The following is a 21,133-nucleotide window of genomic DNA, read 5'->3' on the forward strand; positions in this document are numbered from 1 at the left end:
GACTAATTCGCCAAGAGGTGTAATACCCATGAAAAAGGAAATGACAACAATCAAACAAACCAGGCTTCATTCCATTTTGGACGAGGCCACCAAGTTGCTGATTGAAAAGCCGAATGCTTCCATGAATGAAATTGCAGAATCTGCCAAAATTGGGATCGCTACATTACATCGATATGTGGAAAGCCGCGAACAGCTCATGGTTCATCTGGGATTACGCGCAATTGAGGTGGTCAGTGAGACCATGCAACAAATCCAACTGGATGAGGAGCACTGTGAAAAGTACATACCTGAGCTGATCGAAGCACTGATTCCATTAGGCGACAAAATATATTTTCTGGCTCATGACACGACCATTAACTATAATCCCGAGATTGAGGGAGCAGATCTGAAACTGAGAGAACCGGTACTGCATGCGGTCGGTCTGTTACAACAGAAAGGTTATTTCCGCTCCGATCTCGATAAAACCTGGATTGTAGATGTGCTGTATTCCATCATGTTCCTGACGTGGCAGCAGGTTGTAAGTGGTCATATCGCGAGAAAAGCAGCCCCTGCGCTTGTAATAGACACGTTTTATCATGGGTTTAAGCAGCACTAGGTCAGTGCCGATAAAAGCAAAACAATAGATCTTACTACGAAAACACCCCCAAAAGATTCAATCGTATCGTTAGATGCGCAGACTCTTTGGGGGTGTTTTTTTGCGTTCACAACAGCGTTTCTTAGTGCGCAAGTATCATAGACTTGATTTTTACTGAGATTCAAATATTAACAAGGTTCAGAATTTAAGATTTCAAGTTTACAAAAAATGATATAAATTTCTAGTAGATTCAAATCATTACCAAATAAAGACAAAATATTCAAACGAGGAGGCCGGACAGAACAACCTGCAATGGTGCAGTTTAAAATCAGCTCAAGTACTCATTCCATCAACCCAAATCAGGAGGGATTCCATGCTTTACACCATTATTGTGCCAGTCAACCAGGACTATAACATTTTGAACCTGTTCACAGATTCGTTACTCCGGACGGTAAACCCATCCACTCAGATTATTTTTATTAACGATGGTTCCGGCTCAGCAGTCTTTCAACATCTGGATAAACTGAAGCAAGAAGTAAGAGAAGGTGTTACCATCGAGATTCTTCAGCATGATTTTCCACTCGGTTGCGCAGTGTCGATTAATAGCGCACTGAGTCTTGCCAAGGGAGAGTACATTTTCTTCCTGGATTCAGACACCATTCTTCAACCCAACTGGCAACCGATGATGAAAGAGACACTGGATAGCGATATTACCATCGGCATGATTGGAGGGGTTCTGTTGTATCCGCAAACCGGAGGGGTGCAGCACTGCGGCATTGCTTTTGCCGACACGATTGGCCGACACCTTTTCCTGAATGCATCTCCTGATGATATTCCGAAAGAAACCTTCTCCGTTCAACTGGTGGTGTTTGCCATGTTCGGCATGAAGCGGGAGGTCTACGAGACCATCGGCAATCTCGATGAGAAATTCTTTAATGGGTACGAGGACTTTGATTATCAGATGCGGGCACGGGCTGCCGGATACGATACGGTTATTAACCCGAATATTCAAGCGTATCACTGGGAACGCAGCAGCGGCATTCACCGCAACTTCAACCGCAAGAACAATCTGGCACGCTTCTGGAAAAAGTGGGGCGGTCAAATCGAGGCTGATGTGTGGCCATTCGTTTTCAGTCATCTGAAAGCGCAGCTGGAGAGCCAAGGGGAATACCAGCATCTGCCGATTGTCGGCATAGATCTGGCAGAAGTTCGTAGTGATGCCGATACGTTTTGGACCAAGCTGGAGGAAGCTGACTTTGCAAATGTAGCCGAGGTACGTGACTATTCCAATCGCTTCAACTCCAATGGGGCTATCTGGCTGCCACAGGTTCTGGGCAAGGAACTGATTCATAGTGAGAACCGGTTACTGTTTTTGGTGGACAATTTTGCCCGTTTGCTGGAGAACCGTTACTGGATTGAGATGAGACACGCTCATCGGGCCAAGGATCTGATCATCGATCTGTATGGCAATGTAATCACGATGGATCGCATCTACGATGGATGCTGGCCTGGAACCAAAGTTCGGTAATGCACTCACAACGAAAATAAACAGGGAGGTACCTAAGGTGAAAGAAAAAGAGAGCACGCTCGATCGTGCCGTACGATTTAGCCGGAATCTGGAGTGGTTGGAGCAAGTCGAAAAGGTAATTCCGAGCGGATGCAGCACTTTAGCCAAAGCACCTGAACGTTTATTTCCAGGGCATACACCCGTATGTTGTGCAGAGGCTTACAAATCCCGATTTACAGATATTGACGGTAATGAATGGCTGGATTGTGAAATGGCGATGGGTACGGCGTCCTGGGGTCATGCGAGGCATGAAGTCCAACTAACTGTCATTCACCAGCTCAAAAAAGGGACAAGCTTTTCGCTTCCGGCCGACATCGAGCTTGAATGCGCCGAGTTGATTCTGGAGCGGTTCGAGGGTCGTTATCCGTCGCTGCGTTTCACCAAAAGTGGTGCCGATGCAGTGAGTGGGGCCGTACGACTTGCCCGTGCTGCAAGTGGCAAAAGCAAGGTTATTGCGACGGCTTATCATGGGTGGCATGACTGGTCTGCCTACGGTTATTATGGTGGCCACACAAAAGAACGGGGCATTCCAGTAGATATCGAGCGTTCAACAATCTGGGTCAACAAACCTACTGCGGAGCGAATTGAAGCCCAGATTACCTCATCTCCGGAGGATATCGCATGTATTGTTTTATGTCCCAACGAGTGGAAAAGGGATGCACTGGAGGAAGTCGTCAACCTATGCCGATCTCTGGATATCATTATCATATTTGATGAGGTCACTTCCGGTATTCGAATGGGCAAACAGGCTACAGCAGGAGAATATGGCATCTGGCCTGATCTGCTCTGTATCTCCAAAGGTATGGCAAACGGTTTACCGCTCGCAGCGGTTTTGGGACCAGAGCACTTGATGTCTCTGTCGGGACAGGTTCGATTCAGCAATGCCCATTCCAGCGAAACAACAGCGCTCGCGGCAGCCATTGCCTGTGAACGATTAATGAAAAATGCGAAAGTATGGCCGACTTGGCGTGACCCGGCAACCCGGATCATGAATCGTCTGGAATCTGAACTTGTGTTACTCGGATTAACGGATCAATTGGAATTGAAGGGGACGTATGCAAGCTTCTGCATTCAATCCTTGGCTGAGGATAACTTCCAAACGGACCCTTTCCGCGAGTTCATGGTGAAGAGAATGGCTCACTTCGGCATCTTCACCAAAGGTTACTTTATTTTCTCGGATGCCCATACACGGGAAGAATTGCTGTGGGTTGAGGAAGCGCTGTTGCAGATCCTGTCAGACTGGAAAGAGATTCAGAAGCAGGAACATCTTCAATCGATGCAACTTTCGAAAACGTTTGAAGCTTAATCCATAGATTAGAATTCGACAATCGACTAGGAGGAATTATTCAATGAAAGCACTCGTATATCAGGATCTCAAACAGGTGACGTACCAGGAGATTGAGGAGCCAACCATTCAGAAGCCAAACCAGGTGAAAATTAAAATTTATGGTTCAGGCATCTGCGGGACAGACCTGAATATTGTCAAAGGCAAAGTGCCTGCGAATAAAGGAACGATCATTGGTCATGAAGGTGTCGGCACCGTTGTTGAGGTGGGTGATGAAGTACGCGGTTTCAAGATCGGTGATCGGGTATTGGTTGATCCCACGCAATCTTGCGGTACCTGCTCCTATTGCCGTGAAGGCCTGTTCATCTACTGCGAGAATTTTGATGACTATCAGGTAGGGATGACGACGCACGGAACCTTTGCCGAATATTTTGTTGGGGACGAAAAGTATATCTATGCCATCCCGGATTCCATGAGCTGGGAAACAGCCATGATGATTGAACCACTGGGCTGTGTGCTTCAGACATTCATGAAAGCAGGGACTAAGCCAAGTGACGCTGTACTCGTCCTCGGTTCTGGTGCAATCGGTTCCCTGTGTCAGCTTGTGAGCAAACGATTGGCAAGGCTTACTGTCGGCACGGAAGTTGATCCATACCGCAAAGAGTTCGCTTCAGGGATTGCAGATCATGTCTTCTATCCTCAGGACCTGACGCTTGATAAAGTATATGAGATCAATAATAACAAAAAGTTTGATATTGTAGTGGACGCGGTTGGTAATCAGCTTCATGTGGGATTTGAGATGATTGCCAAAGGCGGCAAGATTATTCCTATGGGATATGACGATAGCTATGAGGTGACATTCAAATCAACAGCCGTGATTAATGATGGCATTAGTATCATTGGTGCAGTTGCCAATCACTCGATGATCAGTACGGCACTGAAATTTGCCCAGAGCATTCCGGAACTGGAACAGATGGTGACAGCGAAGGAACTGCTGAGTGATTATGAACAGGCCTTTAATGGAACGATTGGTTATGACTTACGTACTGGAGAGACGTTACCGATGAATTCAGTCAAAACAGCTCTTATCCTATAAGCATGTAGACATTAGCGGGTTCGCCGCTGCGATAAGTTGGAATTCGCAGCGGTGAAAACTGCAGAAGGAAGGGATATCGATTGAAATTGCTTCAAGATTTGCCGAAGAATCCACGCTACTCCATTTTACTCGAACCGGTATGGGCCATCCCGGGCACGATCGTTCTCTTCTACGCTCCTTTATATATGAAGGAAGCCGGACTTTCGGACATTGAAATCGGTATCATCAATTCGGTAAATCTTTATTTTGCCTTTATCTTTCAATTGTTTGCGGGTTCCATTACCAATAAGCTGGGGCGTAAACGAACAACGCTGATCTTTGATCTGCTTGCCTGGAGTGTTCCCATGTTCATCTGGGCTTTTTCCCAGAACTTCTGGCTGTTTCTAATCGCCTACTTGCTGAACGCAACTTCGAAGTTTGTAACGGTCGCATTTAACTGTCTAATTATTGAGGATGTGGAGGAACACAAACGATCGAAAGTGTTTGCCATTCTCAACATGATTATTACAGGTGCCGGGGTATTAACCCCCATTGCCGGGGTAGTTATTGCTGATTTTGGTATTGTGCCAACACTGGCCAGCATTTACTTTGTAGGGGGCATCCTCATGACGGCCATGTTTTTCATTCGTAACCGATACACGGATGAGACTGAAGTTGGCAAGGAACTTATGGGATTGCATAGTAAAACCCGCGTGCTTCAGAGCTTGGGTGCCAGTCTGCGTCTGTTCGGCAAATCATTCTACAAACGGCGACTTTTTCCGATTATTTTGATCACAGTCTTGTCCAATCTAATCCTTCAGTTGAATTTCTTTCAGGTCATTTTCTTCAAGGAACAGTTGAAATTCGATGACCGTGTCATTTCGTTTATCCCGGTTGTGACTGCGGTAACGGTCATGCTGCTCTATCTGGTCATCATTCCGCGACTGAAACGGCGTTCAGAAGAAAAGTATGTTGGTTTTTCCATCGTGCTTAGTACGGCCGGGGCTATTCTGTTTCTATTGATCCCTGTGGGGAATATAGGAATGTTGTTTCTCACGTTAATTGTGCTCGCTGCGGGTAACTTCATTTTGCAGACGTACCGGGATTCTCTGCTGATGAACCGATTGGGTACGCACGAGAAAGCCGACATGTTCTCGGCTGTGCAGACGGTCATGACGCTCACAGCCATTCCATCGGGATACTTGACGGGTTTGCTCTACCATCACAATCCAACGCTATTGTTCAGTGTCATTCTTGGTCTATATATCGTACTCATGGTCATCATGTTTTTCCTGCCAGATCCGCAAAAGCACTCCCAAGTGCTGAAACCTTACAAAAATATGTAGAAGAAGGGGTTATCTGTATATTGATCGAATATGTAGTACAGAAAAAAACTAGAACATAACTTGGGAGGCTGCTAACAAATGACCAACGTAATGACAACAGAAGCACGGAAGCAATGGAGCTGGATAAACGAGCCCGAAAGCTGGTCCTATACGGATCAGGGAGGTGTGCTGGTGGAGGCAAAAGCGGATACTGACTTTTTCCAGGACCCTGCGGGCAAGCATATTCGTGCAACAGCACCATTCCTATCCATGCCTGTGCCTGGCGACTTCGAAATCACAACCCAGTTAACCGTGGATATGAAAAATCAATATGATTCCGGATGCCTGATGGTGATGGCGGATGATCTTAACTGGTGCAAAATTTGTTTTGAGTATGATGGAAAAGCACCTACCATCGTGTCAGTGGTCACACGTGATGGTTCATCCGATGATTGTAATTCGGTTGAAGTCTCCGTATCTAATCCCTATCTGCGTATACGCAAAGTAGAGGACTGTATATCATTCTTTTATTCACCCGATGGGGAAGAGTGGAAACTAATTCGATATTTCGGCATGCCGATTCAGGGGGAACTTCGAGCTGGATTAGTTGCACAATCGCCAACGGGAACGGGCTGTACGTGTCACTTTTTATCTGTGAACGTTACTCATCCGGACTTGACCGCACGCTTCTAATCCGCTTCCCCGGCCGATCATTGGAGGGAGAACAGGTTTATGGTAAAGGCATTTATATTTGATTTTGATGGACTCATTGTCGATACAGAGACACCTTGGTACTATGCGTTTCGCGATATTTATGAAGAGTACGGAGTTGAACTTGGTCTGGAGTTATGGTCGAAAAATGTGGGGACATCTTTTGAGGAATTTCATCCATTTCTGTATCTGGAGCAAGCGCTCCAAAAAAAGATAGATCATGATCATATCAAACTGCTTTCTGAACAGAAATACGAAGCCTATCTGGGACAGGCGGCTATTCTGCCAGGGGTGTATGAATTGCTTCAGTCTGCGAGGGAAAAGGGGATTCAGCTTGCGGTTGCCTCCAGCTCTACACGGGACTGGGTGCATGGTTACTTGCAGAAATTAGGCATTTTTGATTATTTCACCGTTGTTCATACATCGGAGGATGTGAAGCGGGTGAAACCTGATCCTGAACTGTACCTTCTTGCTCTTCAGAGTCTGAGAATCGAGGCATCCGAAGCGATTGTATTTGAAGACTCACCTAACGGACTGAAGGCAGCCAATGCCGCAGGTATTCGTTGCATCATCGTACCTAACGAGGTAACGCGTGGTCTGGAATTCGCCATGCATGAACTGCGGTTATCCTCGCTGGCCGAGATTGATATGGGGGCTCTTTAATCCAGATACTGCTTGCGCAGCTCGATCGGGGAGACCCCTTCGTATTTTTTGAACACCGATCCAAAGTAACTGGCACTGTTAAAACCAACGGCTTTGGCTATTTCATGAGCCGTAGTTGCAGCATTCTGAATGAGCATTTCCTTGGCTTTCAATAACCGATATCGCATCAGATACTCCAGTGGAGTCATTTGAAATTCTTTTTTGAATATCCGATTGAGGTATTGTTCGGTTACGTCCATCTGCTCAGCCAACATGGGGAGAGAGATATCCTGATGATAATTTTGTTTGATAAAAGTAATGAGTTCATCCAATCTTAATCGGGCATTAGAACGTTCGTAAGAACTATAGCGTTCACCTTCAATGGTTAATCTGACCAAAAGCATGTACAGTAATGCGGATACGTGCCAGATCTGATCCTTGTGCCGGGACTGCAGCGCCAACGTAATTTCATGCAACAGGATATGAAGCATTCCATCCGGCTTGAAGGCGCGCAGCTCCCCGATCTGCAAGGTATGCAAGAATCGTGGCAATAAATAGCCATTGAAAGACAAACAATCAAATCGTAATGAATCACTCAGATTGTGGTAACGGTAGGTTACCTCCGGGAACAAAATGAGAGCTGTCCCTTTTTTGATCGAAAATTCATGATTCTTAGCTGCGATATGCCCTGTTCCTCCGATGCACTGTACAATGCTGTAGTCCCGTGAATGGTCGCTCCAATTCATCAATTCATCAACGGTCAACTGGTTTTGCCCTGTAATCATGAGCGGCATATCGGTATCCAGTGGATTCCCCATGCTAGGTTTCGGCATCGTCGTGTTATTCCTCTTTTCGTTAAAGGATCATGTGCGTAAGTGGCGTGGTTACAGCGTTAAAAGAAACCTAGAAAGAATTATATTACATAAATGGAATAATTTTAATTGAATGACAAGCAATAATAAAACGTTTTCAAAAGAAATGATCCAACAATTCTATATTGGTTGGACTAGCTTGAACCGCAGTCAGATCAGTCTCTATTTAGGGACTAAAAGTACGCCTGCCTTGCCAACAGAATGCGAAACAGTATACGCTATAACGGATGAGTGATTAAGGAAAGGGATGCAAACATGAAGAAAGTCATCGTAGTTGGATCGGGTATTCTGGGGGCATCAACTGCCTATCAATTAGCCAAACGGGGCGCAGAAGTAATTATCATAGACCGAAAAGATATAGGACAGGCAACGGATGCAGCTGCCGGGATCATCTGTCCATGGCTGTCACAGCGACGTAATCAGGACTGGTATCAACTCGCCAAGGCTGGTGCGCGGTTCTACCCTGGCATCATAGCGGAGCTTGAAGGCGAGGGAGAAACGGAAACCGGTTATGCGCAAGTGGGCGCGCTCAGCATTCATACGGATGAGGAAAAGATCAGCAAGATGGAAGAACGAGCCGATCTTCGCAAAGCAGATGCACCGGAGATTGGTGACATTACACCTCTTGATGCCAAAGGAACCCGTGATCGTTTTCCTCTACTGGATGAACGTTATCAGTCGGTACATATTAGCGGTGCTGCACGTATAGATGGACGGGCGCTGCGAGATGCATTAATTCGATCTGCACAGCGAAATGGAGCGGAAGTGATCCATGGAGATGCCACGCTTCAATTCGCAGCGAATCGGGTCATTGGTGCGGCTGTTAATGGTCAGAGTTTCCTGGCAGATGAAGTCATTGTCTGTGCAGGTGCATGGGCCAACGCACTGCTGAAACCACTCGGCGTACACTTTAAAGTGCACTATCAGAAGGCACAGATTATGCATTTACATGTCACGGAGGAGGCGGATACAGGCCGCTGGCCTGTGATTATGCCCCCGTCTGATCAATATTTGCTGGCCTTTGATCAACAGAAGATTGTGATTGGAGCGACTCATGAAAATGATGTGGAAGGTTATGATACAAGAGTAACCGCCGGAGGTATGCAGGAGGTTTTGAATAAAGGGCTGGAACTGGCACCGGGTCTCGCAAACAGTACATTTCAGGAAGTACGAGTGGGATTCCGGCCGTTCACACCTGGATTTCTGCCTGTAATGGGAACTGTGCCAGGATGGAAGGGGCTGATTACCGCGAATGGACTTGGGGCATCTGGCTTAACCATGGGTCCTTTTATCGGGAGTCAATTGGCGAAACTAGCTCTTGGGATGGAACTGGATATCGATATTGAACCGTACACGGTTAGTAAAGCAATGGATGAAATGGAAAGAGGTGAGTTATGACCTATTCACAACGTTTATCTGATGGTGTGAACTCGTCCGACATCATATATCTGGAGCATCAGATCGGTACGACAAAAGAAGAACTGCGAATAGCTTTGGAGAAACAAGAAACATACAAACGCGAATGGTCGGAATTGGAGTCATCACCAATCGGTAAAGCATCAACAGACGATTCAGACAAGCAAGTCTTGATGGAGAAGGCAAGCGATACGCAGAATCGGATTAAAACCCTGTCTGAACAGCTGGAACAGCTACAGGAATCATTGGCGAAGCTTGGCGATTGATCGGTTCGTATTACTCGGATTGAACCGTTGGGTAGAGAGAGGTTCATCCGGGATACAACCTAAAAAGCGGCAGATCAGACGTAAACGTCTTGATCTGCCGCTTTGTTATGCAAGCAATTATGAGGCTGGATACCTTAATTAGAATTCATGGAAACTTTTTGTCTGACAACCTGTTTGACTTCTTCCTCTTTGGCTTGTTTGGTACGTTTGATAAAGAAGGAAAGAACCAATCCTACAACCGCGATACCCACGATAACAACATAGGCATCATTAATCCCCTGAATCATGGACGCTGTAGCCAACTGTTGTTGACTGAGGCCATTGGCAGCACCCGTTGCCATCATATCCTGTATGTGTGCCGTTGTACGGGAGGTCATGACACTCACGAGCAATGAAGTACCTACAGCGCCAGCAACTTGTCTGACGGTGTTGGTGATGGCGGTACCATGTGCACCAAGTCTTGGAGGCAGTTGATTAAGCCCCGCAGTCTGAATCGGCATCATGAGCAAAGCCATACCAATACGACGGCCGGTCGACATTAATACCAGGTAACCATAACTGGTTGAATCCGTTAAGTCGATGAAACCAATGGTCGTCAAGATCGTGATGACCATCCCGATAACAGCCAGCCATTTCGCACCAAATCGGTCAAATAATTTTCCGGCTACAGGCATGAGGAAACCCATGACAAGAGCACCAGGAAGGAGTAATAATCCGGACTCCAGTGCAGTGTAACCACGTGCATTCTGAAGGTACAGGGGAAGCAACATCATGTCAGCATACATGATCATTGTAATTGCGATACTAATGACCGTGGTCAGGGAGAACATGTTGTACTTGAAAGCCCGCAAATCGAGCAATGGATCTTCCGAAACGAGTTGACGCCAAGTGAACAGCGCAAGTGCAATAAGACCAGCAGCAATACAGATAAGTACTTCTGCACTTGACCATCCCAGACTTCCAGCTCTGCTGAAGCCATACAGCAATGCACCGAATCCGATGGTGGACAGCACCACACTGATCGTGTCGAACTTGGTGTGTAAACGTTCGGATACATTTTTCAGGTATACAAATGCAAAGGCAATGACAATCAGGGTTAATGGAATCATGCCATAGAACATCGTTTGCCAAGAGTAGTTCTCCAGAATATAACCGGCAAGGGTAGGTCCGATGGCAGGCGCAAAAATAATCGCAAAACCAACCATACCCATGGCAGATCCTCTTTTTTCAGGAGCAAACAATGTCAAAATAACGTGCATCAAGAGTGGCATGATAATACCTGCGCCCGCTGCCTGAATCATGCGTCCAGTCAACAATGCGCCAAAGTTGGTTGCAAGAGCGGATACGATGGTACCAATCAGGAAAATAAACATGGAAGCTTGGAATAATTGCTTGGTTGAAAAGCGTTGCATGAAGTAGGCCGTAATGGGGATCAGCACCCCGTTCACCAGCATGTAACCTGTCGTTAGCCATTGTGCTGTTGCGGCGGAGATGTTAAAATCACCCATTAATTCCGGTGTAGCGACACCCATGATTGTTTGATTCAACGTTGCAAGGAAGGCTCCCAAAATCATGATAAACAGAATGGGGCCTTTCTTTACGGATAATTCATCTTGCACTCTAACCTGACTCAATCCTTTTCATCCTTTCAAACCACGCGTGACTAAATTTACAACGTGTTGTATAGTTTACATTGTATTTATTGAATTATATACATATTCGGACAGATTACAATTTACGTTATGAGGTGTTTTCGTCGTTTATTTTACAAATGTTATAATATTGTTGTGTAAATCAAAAATAAACGACTGATTGTTTAAAATTGTAATGTTCAACATTTGAAGGAGGGATACACGTGAAAGACGAGAAGAAATCAGTCGTGGACCCAAGAATATTGCGAACACGTCAGTTAATTCGAGGTGCATTTGTTGAGTTGCTGCAGGAAATGGATATTGAGAAATTGTCAGTGAACAAAATTGCCGAACGAGCAACAATTAATCGGGTAACCTTCTACCTGCACTATCGCGATATTACGGATATGATGGAAAAGATGGCTGACGAGATGATTGAGAATATTGAACGGATTGTGGATGAATATGCCCCTCATTTTGAGAAGCAAACAACGGAGGAGGCTTGGCCTGTTCTGGTCAAGTTACTGGAGCATTTTGCAGAGAACGCCTCGTTCTATCAGGTGGTACTTGCCACAAAGCGAACTCCCATTTTCACAGAACGACTCCTGAAACTGTTAAGTACCTTGGTCAAAGCTAAGATAGATCGAGCCGAAATGGAAGATGTCCTGGAGAATTCCGGCATTCACAAGGAAATTGCGATCTGGTATGGTTCATCCGCCCTGATTGGCACCATTGTGGCTTGGTTACGTAATGACATGCCTTATTCACCGCATTTTCTGGCGAAACAATTCTCTTTGATTCGCTCCTACTCCTATAATGACCTGATATAATTAGACTGCAATACGCAGACGTTAAACCGGGTCCAATGAATAGCAAAGGTCAGCTCTTTGCACCCATACATAATAGAGGAGGTCTTAATGTAATGAAATATAGTTCAGAACGTATCTATGTACGATTTTGGAAGGTGGAAGACGCCTCATTGCTTCTGGATTTACAGGTTCGAAATCGTGAGGCAATAGAGAGAACTTCAGGAAGTAATCGGGATGACTCTTACTACAACTTGGAAAAGCAAAGGGTACTTATCGAGAGCTGGGATAAGAAGAGAGAAGAAGGAATTCGCTATTCCTTCGGTATTTTTCTACATACAACGGATGAACTTGTGGGCGAGATATCTTTGTTCAAGATCATAATGGATTCCAGCCCCAAATGGCTTGTCGGTTATGTAACGGATGTGCTGCATCAAGGTAAAGGTTATATGAGCGAAGCCCTGCAATGTGTGCTGGAGTTTGCCAAACATGAGACTGAAATTACTCGCATCGAAGCTGGTGCGGTACCTGAGAATACAGGGTCCATCCGTGTACTTCAAAAAGCAGGATTCACAGCATGTGGGTCACAGTCTGTCCCAATTCAGGGAACATTGAAAGAACATACGATGTTTGCTGTGGATATACAATGAGCAGGATGTATTGCTATTTAGTATAAATTGAATGATATATTTAAACGTAACGGAGAGGACAGAAAAAACCTATGGCTACGATACTCGTTGCAGACGACGATGCGAATATTCGCGAACTCGTCTGTCTCTTTCTCAAAAACGATGGATTCACAACGGTGGAAGCTGCGGACGGTAAGGAAGCTCTTACCGTGTATGGCGAAACTCCAGTGGATCTGGTTGTGCTTGATATTATGATGCCTGTTATGGACGGTTGGGCACTGTGTAAGGAACTCCGAAGAGCCAATCCCGACCTCCCGCTGCTCATGTTGACCGCGAGAGGAGAGACTTGGGAGAAGGTGAAAGGATTCGAATTGGGGACGGATGATTATTTGACCAAACCGTTTGATCCATTGGAGCTTACCGCTCGTGTCCGAGCATTGCTGAAACGATACAAAATTGGCTCGACACATACAATCCAGTTTGGCAACGTCATTCTGGATCGTCAGACATATAAGGTGATGAGAGGTACGGAGTCGCTTACGTTGCCACTTAAGGAGTTCGAATTGCTGTATAAGCTTGCTGGAACACCAGGCCAAGTCTATACACGTGAGCAGTTGATCGATCAGATATGGGGTATTGATTACGCCGGAGATGATCGAACGATAGACGTACATATTAAGCGCCTGCGCGAACGATTCGCGACTACACCTGATTTTCGGATTGAAACGGTTCGTGGGCTAGGATACCGACTTGAGGTCCATGAATGATCCGATCCATATATATTCGTGTGGTCCTGACCTTTCTGGGGTCTGTCATCGCTGGTACGGTCATTTCATTTTTTGTGTCTACCTGGATATTTGAGGACAAATTGAACCAAAACGCTCAAATTAACTTGCGTAATTTTGGCCAAGACGTTGTGCAGATCTATAAGACTCTGCCTTTACGTGAAGCAGACTTGTACGTAAGTGGAATGAAACAGCTCAATTCCTATCATATTCGAATTTACGAAGATACGGGTCAGTTCACAACTTATGGAAAAACTAACGGACATAAGTCTGCTGTTGTGACGAGTGAGCAGCTAAAGAAAGTATTAAGTGGGGGCGTTGTACAAGACACCAGGGATGGGATTGGTACAGTGCTCTTGGGGTTACCGTTGAAGACGGAGATGGGAACCAAAGCGATGTTTTTGGAAACACTCTCACCACCCTCAGCTACGTTTGTGGTCAAGTGGGGCTTGATCTTTGCAACCAGTTCGTTGATGACTGGAAGTTTGTTGATTCTGATTGCATCTGTATATCTGGTGAGACCGATCAAGAAATTGACCAAAGCAACCAAACGAATTGCAGCTGGAGATTTCAACGTCAAGTTGAACATTAAGCAAACGACCGAGATTGGTACGTTGGCTCGCAGCTTTGAAGAAATGATGCACGATCTGCAGCAATTGGAGCAGATGCGCAGGGAATTCGTAACGAATGTTTCACACGAGGTTCAGTCTCCGCTCACCTCGATATCCGGTTACGCTTCAGCACTTAAACAAGTAAACCTCTCGGAACAAGAACGGAACCGTTATCTGGATATTATTATTGCTGAAGCAAAGCGAATGTCCAAAATGAGTGATAGCTTGCTCAAGCTGAGTTTGCTTGAATCGCAGTCACAGCAACTAAAGCTTAATACCTTAAGTCTTGATGAACAGATCCGGCGAGTTATCGTGGCGCTCCAGCCGCAATGGTCTGCGCGTAATATTCATTTCGAGCTTGATCTGGAGAACGTGAAGGTAACGGCTGATCACGACCAGTTAAATCAGGTATGGACAAACATCATCGGAAATAGCATCAAGTTTTCCAAAGATGGCGGTATGATTAAAGTCTGTATCGAAGAAGATATCAAAAATGTGACTATTCGAATATCCGACACGGGCATTGGTATTGCCCTTGAAGATCAGAAGCGTATATTCGAGCGCTTCTTCAAGGCAGATCGTTCCCACAGTCGTAAATATGACGGGAGTGGTATGGGACTTGCTATCGTTAAACAGATCGTGTCCCTTCATCAGGGCGACATTAGAGTGGAAAGCGAGCCTGGTCAAGGTACGACTTTTATTATCACGTTGCCAATCCATCCACCAACCGATAGTTAATCTTTTTTGGATAAGCTGAGGTATAGAATATTGATCCAAATGTCTAACCCCTATCTTCATGCCATGTATAACATGCAAGCTTCCTTGTATGTTATACATGGTTTTTTTTTGCTTGTTCATACTCCGTTCATATTACGGTCACGGGGAGTACATCTTTGTTGGTTAGGCTTGCATTAGCGGTCTGTTAGGCCAATAAACAGATGAAGACAGGAGCAGATGAATGTGAATCAACAAGCAGACAAAGAAGTACGGAGTAAAAGCAAAACAAAAAAAGTGTTAAGCATTTTGTTTAAAGTGCTTGCTGCAATCCTTATAGCAATCTTACTTTTTGTAGCTACCGTATATACCGTTAATAAAATCAGTAGTTATTCGGAGCAAAAAAGAATGGAGCCGTATGGTCAACATGTATCCGTAGACGGGAAAAATATGAATGTGTTCATTCAAGGCAAAGGCGAGGAAACGATTGTACTTCTGCCGGGTTTTGGAACAGCGTCACCTGCACTTGATTTTAAGCCACTCATTTCAGAATTATCCCCTTATTATAAAGTCGTCGTGGTTGAACCTTTTGGTTATGGATTGAGTGATCAGACTGAAAGGGAACGCAGTACGGCAAATATCGTCAGTGAAATCCACGAAGCGTTACAGAGTCTACATATTGATCGTTATATCTTGATGGGTCATTCCATTTCAGGGCTCTATAGTCTGGATTATGTGAACAAATATGCAGATGAAGTAAGTGCATACGTTGGGCTGGACACCAGTGTTCCAGCGATTAGTGAACAGAAGGTTGAAGCATCAGAAATCGTACCGATTACATGGTACCGTAACTTGGGTTTCCCACGTTTGCAATTGAAAATGAGTGATGATCCATATGCTGGGCTACCTTATGATGAACAAACCAAAGAACAATTGAACATTTTGATACACAAGAACATGTTTAATTCAACACAATTAAACGAGATTGTAAGCATGTATTCCAACTTTAAAACAGCTGAACAGTTAACGTTCCCAGTCGATCTCCCGGTTCTTTTCTTTGTTCAAAAGAATCATCCGGCAGTGGACAATTGGGTACCCGAGCACGAGAAGTTAATAGAGAACTCAGTGCGTGGTGAAATGGTGCTGCTGGAAGCAAATCATTATCTATACCGTTCCCATGCCAAAGAAATCGCTGAAAAATTCAGGGGTTTTATGGGAGGAAATCAATAACTCCATTAGAATAAGCGTCTGTTCTGTAACGTCAACAATATTTTCTTACTTGTTCATATTCAGTTCATATTGACGTCACGGAGAGTACATTTTCATTGGATAAGATTTCATTAGCAGCAAAGAAGACAACCGAACAAACAGTTCAAGACAGGAGAAGATCAGAATGACACAACCTGAAGGAAAGAAAGCCAAGAATAGAACCAGGGCCAAGAAATTACGAAATATAATACTTAAAGTATTAGGAGCAATATTAATCGCTATTATTTTATTCCTAGGTATTGTTTATTTGACAAATGTGATCAGTAGTAATTCTGAGGCCAAAAAGATAGAACCCTACGGTCAGCATGTATCTGTAGACGGGAAAAATATGAATGTGCTCATTCAAGGTGAAGGCAAGGAAACGATTGTGCTTCTGCCTGGTTATGGAACCGCAACACCAGCGCTTGATTTCAAGTTGCTTATTGATCAATTATCACCATATTACAAAGTTGTTGCTGTTGAGCCATTCGGCTATGGATTAAGTGATGAAACTGAAAAAGAAAGAACCACAGAGAATATCGTAAGTGAAGTTCATGAAGCTCTGCAGCAACTTGATATTCATCAGTACATGCTCATGGGTCACTCCATTGCAGGCATTTACGGCATTGATTATGTTAACAAATATCCGGATGAGGTGACTGCTTTTGTTGGTATTGACAGTAGTGTTTCCACCCAACCAAGTATCACAGATACAAAGTTCCCAATCAAAACGTTTGCTTTCCTCAGAAATACTGGTCTCTTAAGATTAATGATGAAAGTGGGTGCAGACCCCTATGAGGGACTGGCATTCGACGAACACACGGTTGAGCAGATGAAAATGATATCGACTAAAAATATGTATAATCCCACGTCATTAAACGAGATGGATCATATTTATTCCAATTTTAAAGGTGCTCAAGGTTTAACCTTCCCTAAAAATCTTCCACTTCTTCTTTTTGTACAAGCAAATAATGAAGATGTAGAAGGATGGATAGCGCTGCATAAAGGGCAGATCAAAGATTCCGTACATGGGAAAGTCATCTCAATGGATGGTTCACATTATTTACATCATACTCAATTCAATAAAATTGCTGAAAACGTTAGAGCTTTTATGGCCGAAGCGAAATAAATATCCTGTAGAAGCCTATTCGTAACTTAACAGATGCGCATTACCGAATATGAGAAACCGTCCTGCGGGGCGGTTTTTCCATAGTAAATTCAATTCGGATGATGTCCTTGATGAAAGAGAGGAATACAAATGAGATTGTTTGAAGTACTTTTAGTTCTATCCTGTTTTGCTTTACTCGTAGACCTGCTATTTATTAAAAAAAGTGCAAAGAAAACAGGCTTGGGTGTGGGGATAGGAAGTGGCGTCATATTCGTCGTTCAATTATTGGTTGAGGGATATAGATGGCAGATGCTTCTGGTTTATATCATGACGGCTCTATTCATACTTATTGTTTTACTCAGACATTCCGACAAGATGATCAATCTAAAAATTGGAAAGCTGTTGAAATATAGTTTATCTTCCCTGATCGTCATTATGCTTGTTGCTTCTACCCTCTTGTCGGTATACTTACCTGTCTTTGATCTGCCGAAGCCGGATGGACCAGAGAAGGTGGGGACTCAAACATTTCATTTTACAGATCAGAACAGAGATGAAGTCTTAACGGAAGATCAAAGTGATAAGAGGGAGTTAATGGTCCAAGTCTGGTACCCTACTGAAAACAGCAATAACCAAAAGCGTGACACGCTGTTTCCAAATAATAAAGAAATGTTCAAAAAGTATATTCAAAGCTTCTCTGCTTCTTTAAAATTGCCCGAATTTGTGCTCGACTACTTGAAGTACAGTCAAACCAACTCTTATGAAAATGTAGAAATATTACCTTCTGCAACTCCTTATCCCGTGGTACTGCTATCTCATGGTATGGGAACGAGTAGAGTTCTACAAGCATCACAGGCGGAGAATCTGGCCAGTCATGGGTATATCGTGTTCACCACGGATCATACGTATAACACCTTTGCTACCCTTTTTCCAGATGGCCGTGTAACGGATTACAAAAAAAGTACGACTACACTGGATGAACGCACAAAAACAGGGGATATATGGACGAAAGACGTGGAGTTTGTAATCGATCAAATCGAAAAGCTGAATTCAGGTGCAATCGAAAGTCAGTTTAAAGGGAAAATCGATCTAAATAAAATAGGCGCGATGGGGCATTCTTTTGGGGGTGCAACCGCGTTTAATGCAACGTATTTGGATCATAGAATCAAGGCCGGGGTTAATATGGATGGGTCACTATATGAAGTGGAAAATAGAGATGATATCAACAAACCGTTTATGTTCATCCGATCAGGAAGTTTTGAAGACTGGTTAGCCAATTTTGAAGTGGATAGAAATTCGGATGACGAAGTAACTAAATTTCTTTCAGATGAGCTGCACATCATGAAAAATGTTATTGAACATGGGGGGAATGTGATTTATATAGAAGGAACCCAACACTTCAATTTCACAGATCTTCAATTCTATTCGGAGCTGGTTAAGTTGTCAGGGATTACAGGAGACATCAATGGTAAAAGAGGGTCAAATATCGTAAATGAATATGTACTCGATTTCTTTAACAAGCAATTGAAAGGAACGGGTGGAAACCTGATTCAGGGACCGAGCGACAACTATCCAGAAGTGAGGTTTATAGATTCGGAAGAACTGTAATGCACCATAACATTAAAATCAGGAGATGATGTGAATGGGACGACAAAAGGGAAAACGAATGTCAATCACCGCCTTAACTCTGGTGTTAACGATGTTAGCTCCAATGTCAGTCATGGCCGCATCAGCTACAAGTAACAGCAACGATCTAATATATGAACCAACCAAGAAAATAGTGGCGGAGAAAGCCAAGTTGCTCACGGAGACGTACGGTACGACCAGTGTGCAATATGCATTAATTGATAGTGGGGAGATTGTGGTGTCCGGTCAGACAGGCAAGAACGATCTAAAGGACAAGGTACCGCTCACTTCGAATACGATTTATGGCATAGGATCAACTAGCAAAATGATGCTTACAGCGGCTGTGATGAAGCTGGTTGACGAAGGAAAGGTAGATTTGGATCTGCCTGTTGTGGACTATATCCCTGATTTTAAGATGAAAGATCATCGCTTCACCCAAATCACACCACGCATGCTGTTGAATCATTCTTCCGGTTTGCTGGGCAGTACTGGCAGCAATGCTACATTGTACGGGGATAATGACACGTATTCACACGATACGTTTCTGGAGCAATTGGCGAATCAACACCTGAAGGCAGATCCTGGCGCATACTCGGTGTATAGTAACGACAGTTTTACGTTGGCCGAGATTATGGTTGAACGTGTTAGCGGCATGAGTTTTACGGCTTTTATACACCACTATTTTACGGAACCTTTGGACATGCAACATACCAAAACACCACAGGATGTCGTTGACCCGGCAGCAATGGCGGGAATCTATTCTCCTGTGTATGAGGGACAACTTCCACAAGAGAATAATAATATCATCGCTACTGGGGGCATCTATTCCACCGCTGAGGATCTGGTGAAATTTTCACAAATCTTCACAGGAGAAGTCGATGGCATTCTATCCAGTAAGTCGGTAGAAGCCATGACGCAAGCAGAATACAAAAGAGGCATGTGGCCGGAGGATCGCGACACGTCCATCTCTTACGGGCTAGGGTGGGATAGTGTGAATTTGTACCCATTCAGTGAATATGGCATCAAGGCCGTGACGAAAGGTGGAGATACGATATCATATCACTCTTCATTAATCGTCCTGCCGGAATACAATCTGGCTGCAGCCGTTACCTCATCAGGAGGAACGAGTGCCAGAGATCAGTTCATTGCAAGTGAATTATTACTCAGTGCACTTGAGGAAAAGGGCATTATTAAAGAACGGAAACCGGAAAAATCTTTTGGCGTGCCAGTGAAGGCAGATATGCCTAAAGAAATATCCACGTATGCCGGTGTATACGGTTCTAATAATTCGGTTAAGAAGATCGAAATGAATGCTGGGAAAATGACTGTATCCGCGCTGACAGCTCCAAATACCCCGGCTCAAGAATACACATATACCGCGGATGGTACGTTTGTTAACGATAAAGGCACAGAAAAGCTGAAATTCGTTACGGAACAGAATGGAAGGACGTATCTGTGGTCTCGATCTTATATTTCCATGCCGGGACTGGGACAGTTGGCGTTCTCCGAATATACGGGGGAGAAGCTGGAAGCCAATGAATTATCCCAGGATATTACCGCCTCATGGAAGCAGCGTGAAGGTAAGAGATATTACGCAGTGAATCAGAAGTATACATCAACTGTATATCTGCATTCATCACCAATCCTTTCTTTCCATATGAATGAAGAGACCCCAGGGTATATGACCAATAGTAAGATTATTGGAGCCAACAAAGCAGTCACGGATCTGCAAATTCCTGGTATGGCAGGACGGGATGCAAAGGAAATTTATTTCGCTGAAAAGAACGGAGTGGAGTACATTACAGCTCTAGGTAGTGTGTACGCCAGTGAGGAAACAGTACAATCCCTCTATTCGGGTAAACAATCTGTGACAACGATTCAAGCAGATGGGTATGCCAAATGGTTTTCGGTGCCAGCAACGATGAATGGAAAAGTCATGACCGTTAAACTGCCTTCCAATAGCGGCTTTGCCGTATATGATCAAAAGGGTATTTGTATTAATCACACCGTAGTCAGCGGTAAGAATGAGGTTGTTTTGCCAGAGAACGGCCGCATTGTATTTGCAGGTGAGGTGGGTTCAAAGTTTGAAATTTCATTGAAATAATAAAAATTTATGTAGTACATGGATAATGATGATTTTCGAAGGAGCAAGAACAATGAAGAACAAAAAGCCGCAAAAATGCGGCTTTTTTTCTGTTAAGAATAAGATAAAACGGATATACACGTATATCTGCCATATGGAAAA

General features: G+C 44.3%; 19 protein-coding genes. 17 read left to right on the top strand and 2 right to left on the bottom strand.

Annotated elements, in window-relative coordinates; translation table 11 throughout:
- Positions 1-28 precede the first annotated feature (28 nt).
- The 7 genes from ACE3K2_RS09860 (at position 29) to ACE3K2_RS09890 (ending at position 7,200) form a co-directional block, all read left to right on the top strand.
- Positions 29-595, top strand: coding sequence for a TetR/AcrR family transcriptional regulator (locus ACE3K2_RS09860; protein ID WP_421889322.1), 567 nt, complete (start codon positions 29-31; stop codon positions 593-595).
- Positions 596-947: 352 nt separating this feature from the next.
- Complete coding sequence (locus ACE3K2_RS09865) at positions 948-2,102, top strand: glycosyltransferase family 2 protein (RefSeq protein ID WP_421889324.1); 1,155 nt, start codon at positions 948-950, stop codon at positions 2,100-2,102.
- A 37-nt stretch (positions 2,103-2,139) separates the two neighbouring features.
- Complete coding sequence (locus ACE3K2_RS09870; protein WP_421889325.1) at positions 2,140-3,447, top strand: aminotransferase class III-fold pyridoxal phosphate-dependent enzyme; 1,308 nt, start codon at positions 2,140-2,142, stop codon at positions 3,445-3,447.
- A 43-nt stretch (positions 3,448-3,490) separates the two neighbouring features.
- Positions 3,491-4,522, top strand: coding sequence for a zinc-dependent alcohol dehydrogenase (locus ACE3K2_RS09875; protein ID WP_421889327.1), 1,032 nt, complete (start codon positions 3,491-3,493; stop codon positions 4,520-4,522).
- 80 nt (positions 4,523-4,602) lie between these two features.
- Positions 4,603-5,847, top strand: a complete 1,245-nt coding sequence (locus ACE3K2_RS09880; RefSeq protein ID WP_421889329.1) for an MFS transporter — start codon at positions 4,603-4,605, stop codon at positions 5,845-5,847.
- 78 nt (positions 5,848-5,925) lie between these two features.
- On the top strand, positions 5,926-6,519 hold the full coding sequence (locus tag ACE3K2_RS09885) for a DUF1349 domain-containing protein (protein WP_421889331.1): 594 nt from the start codon (positions 5,926-5,928) through the stop codon (positions 6,517-6,519).
- 39 nt (positions 6,520-6,558) lie between these two features.
- On the top strand, positions 6,559-7,200 hold the full coding sequence (locus tag ACE3K2_RS09890) for an HAD family hydrolase (RefSeq protein WP_421889333.1): 642 nt from the start codon (positions 6,559-6,561) through the stop codon (positions 7,198-7,200).
- Here the strand turns inward: ACE3K2_RS09890 and ACE3K2_RS09895 are convergent.
- Positions 7,197-8,012 carry an AraC family transcriptional regulator gene (locus ACE3K2_RS09895; protein ID WP_421889335.1) on the bottom strand — a complete coding sequence of 272 codons (816 nt, stop codon included), beginning with the start codon at positions 8,010-8,012 and terminating at the stop codon, positions 7,197-7,199. The genes ACE3K2_RS09890 and ACE3K2_RS09895 overlap by 4 nt on opposite strands.
- A gap of 294 nt (positions 8,013-8,306) precedes the next feature.
- On the opposite strand from ACE3K2_RS09895, the gene ACE3K2_RS09900 reads away from it, so the two are divergent.
- Together ACE3K2_RS09900 and ACE3K2_RS09905 are read left to right on the top strand one after the other, a co-directional pair.
- Positions 8,307-9,449: an NAD(P)/FAD-dependent oxidoreductase gene (locus ACE3K2_RS09900; RefSeq protein ID WP_421889337.1), complete on the top strand. Its 1,143-nt coding sequence runs from the start codon at positions 8,307-8,309 to the stop codon at positions 9,447-9,449.
- A complete protein-coding gene (locus ACE3K2_RS09905; protein WP_421889339.1) occupies positions 9,446-9,733 on the top strand; it encodes a hypothetical protein in 288 nt (95 codons plus the stop codon). The genes ACE3K2_RS09900 and ACE3K2_RS09905 overlap by 4 nt, the downstream gene beginning before the upstream one ends.
- Positions 9,734-9,867: 134 nt before the next feature.
- On the opposite strand, the gene ACE3K2_RS09910 is transcribed toward ACE3K2_RS09905, so the two are convergent.
- On the bottom strand, positions 9,868-11,307 hold the full coding sequence (locus ACE3K2_RS09910) for a DHA2 family efflux MFS transporter permease subunit (protein ID WP_421891135.1): 1,440 nt from the start codon (positions 11,305-11,307) through the stop codon (positions 9,868-9,870).
- 281 nt (positions 11,308-11,588) lie between these two features.
- On the opposite strand from ACE3K2_RS09910, the gene ACE3K2_RS09915 reads away from it, so the two are divergent.
- From ACE3K2_RS09915 to ACE3K2_RS09950, 8 genes are all read left to right on the top strand, one after another.
- Entirely contained in the window at positions 11,589-12,194 is a 606-nt protein-coding gene (locus ACE3K2_RS09915; protein WP_421889341.1) for a TetR/AcrR family transcriptional regulator C-terminal domain-containing protein, read from the top strand.
- Between the two features lie 92 nt (positions 12,195-12,286).
- Positions 12,287-12,820, top strand: a complete 534-nt coding sequence (locus tag ACE3K2_RS09920) for a GNAT family N-acetyltransferase (RefSeq protein WP_421889343.1) — start codon at positions 12,287-12,289, stop codon at positions 12,818-12,820.
- A gap of 71 nt (positions 12,821-12,891) precedes the next feature.
- The gene (locus ACE3K2_RS09925; protein WP_278295301.1) at positions 12,892-13,566 is read left to right on the top strand and encodes a response regulator transcription factor; all 675 of its coding nucleotides are present in this window, start codon (positions 12,892-12,894) and stop codon (positions 13,564-13,566) included.
- Positions 13,563-14,933 (top strand): sensor histidine kinase, encoded by a 1,371-nt coding sequence (locus ACE3K2_RS09930; RefSeq protein ID WP_421889345.1) that lies wholly within the window; start codon positions 13,563-13,565, stop codon positions 14,931-14,933. Before ACE3K2_RS09925 ends, ACE3K2_RS09930 begins: the two co-directional genes overlap by 4 nt.
- Before the next feature lie 216 nt (positions 14,934-15,149).
- Entirely contained in the window at positions 15,150-16,139 is a 990-nt protein-coding gene (locus tag ACE3K2_RS09935) for an alpha/beta fold hydrolase (RefSeq protein ID WP_421889347.1), read from the top strand.
- Positions 16,140-16,302: 163 nt separating this feature from the next.
- A complete protein-coding gene (locus ACE3K2_RS09940; protein ID WP_421889349.1) occupies positions 16,303-17,286 on the top strand; it encodes an alpha/beta fold hydrolase in 984 nt (327 codons plus the stop codon).
- A 129-nt stretch (positions 17,287-17,415) separates the two neighbouring features.
- A complete protein-coding gene (locus tag ACE3K2_RS09945) occupies positions 17,416-18,870 on the top strand; it encodes an alpha/beta hydrolase family protein (RefSeq protein ID WP_421889351.1) in 1,455 nt (484 codons plus the stop codon).
- A gap of 34 nt (positions 18,871-18,904) precedes the next feature.
- A complete protein-coding gene (locus ACE3K2_RS09950; protein WP_421889353.1) occupies positions 18,905-20,992 on the top strand; it encodes a serine hydrolase domain-containing protein in 2,088 nt (695 codons plus the stop codon).
- Positions 20,993-21,133 lie beyond the last annotated feature (141 nt).

The sequence above is a fragment of the Paenibacillus sp. genome (assembly GCF_048976745.1).
Taxonomy (GTDB): Bacteria; Bacillota; Bacilli; order Paenibacillales; family Paenibacillaceae; genus Paenibacillus.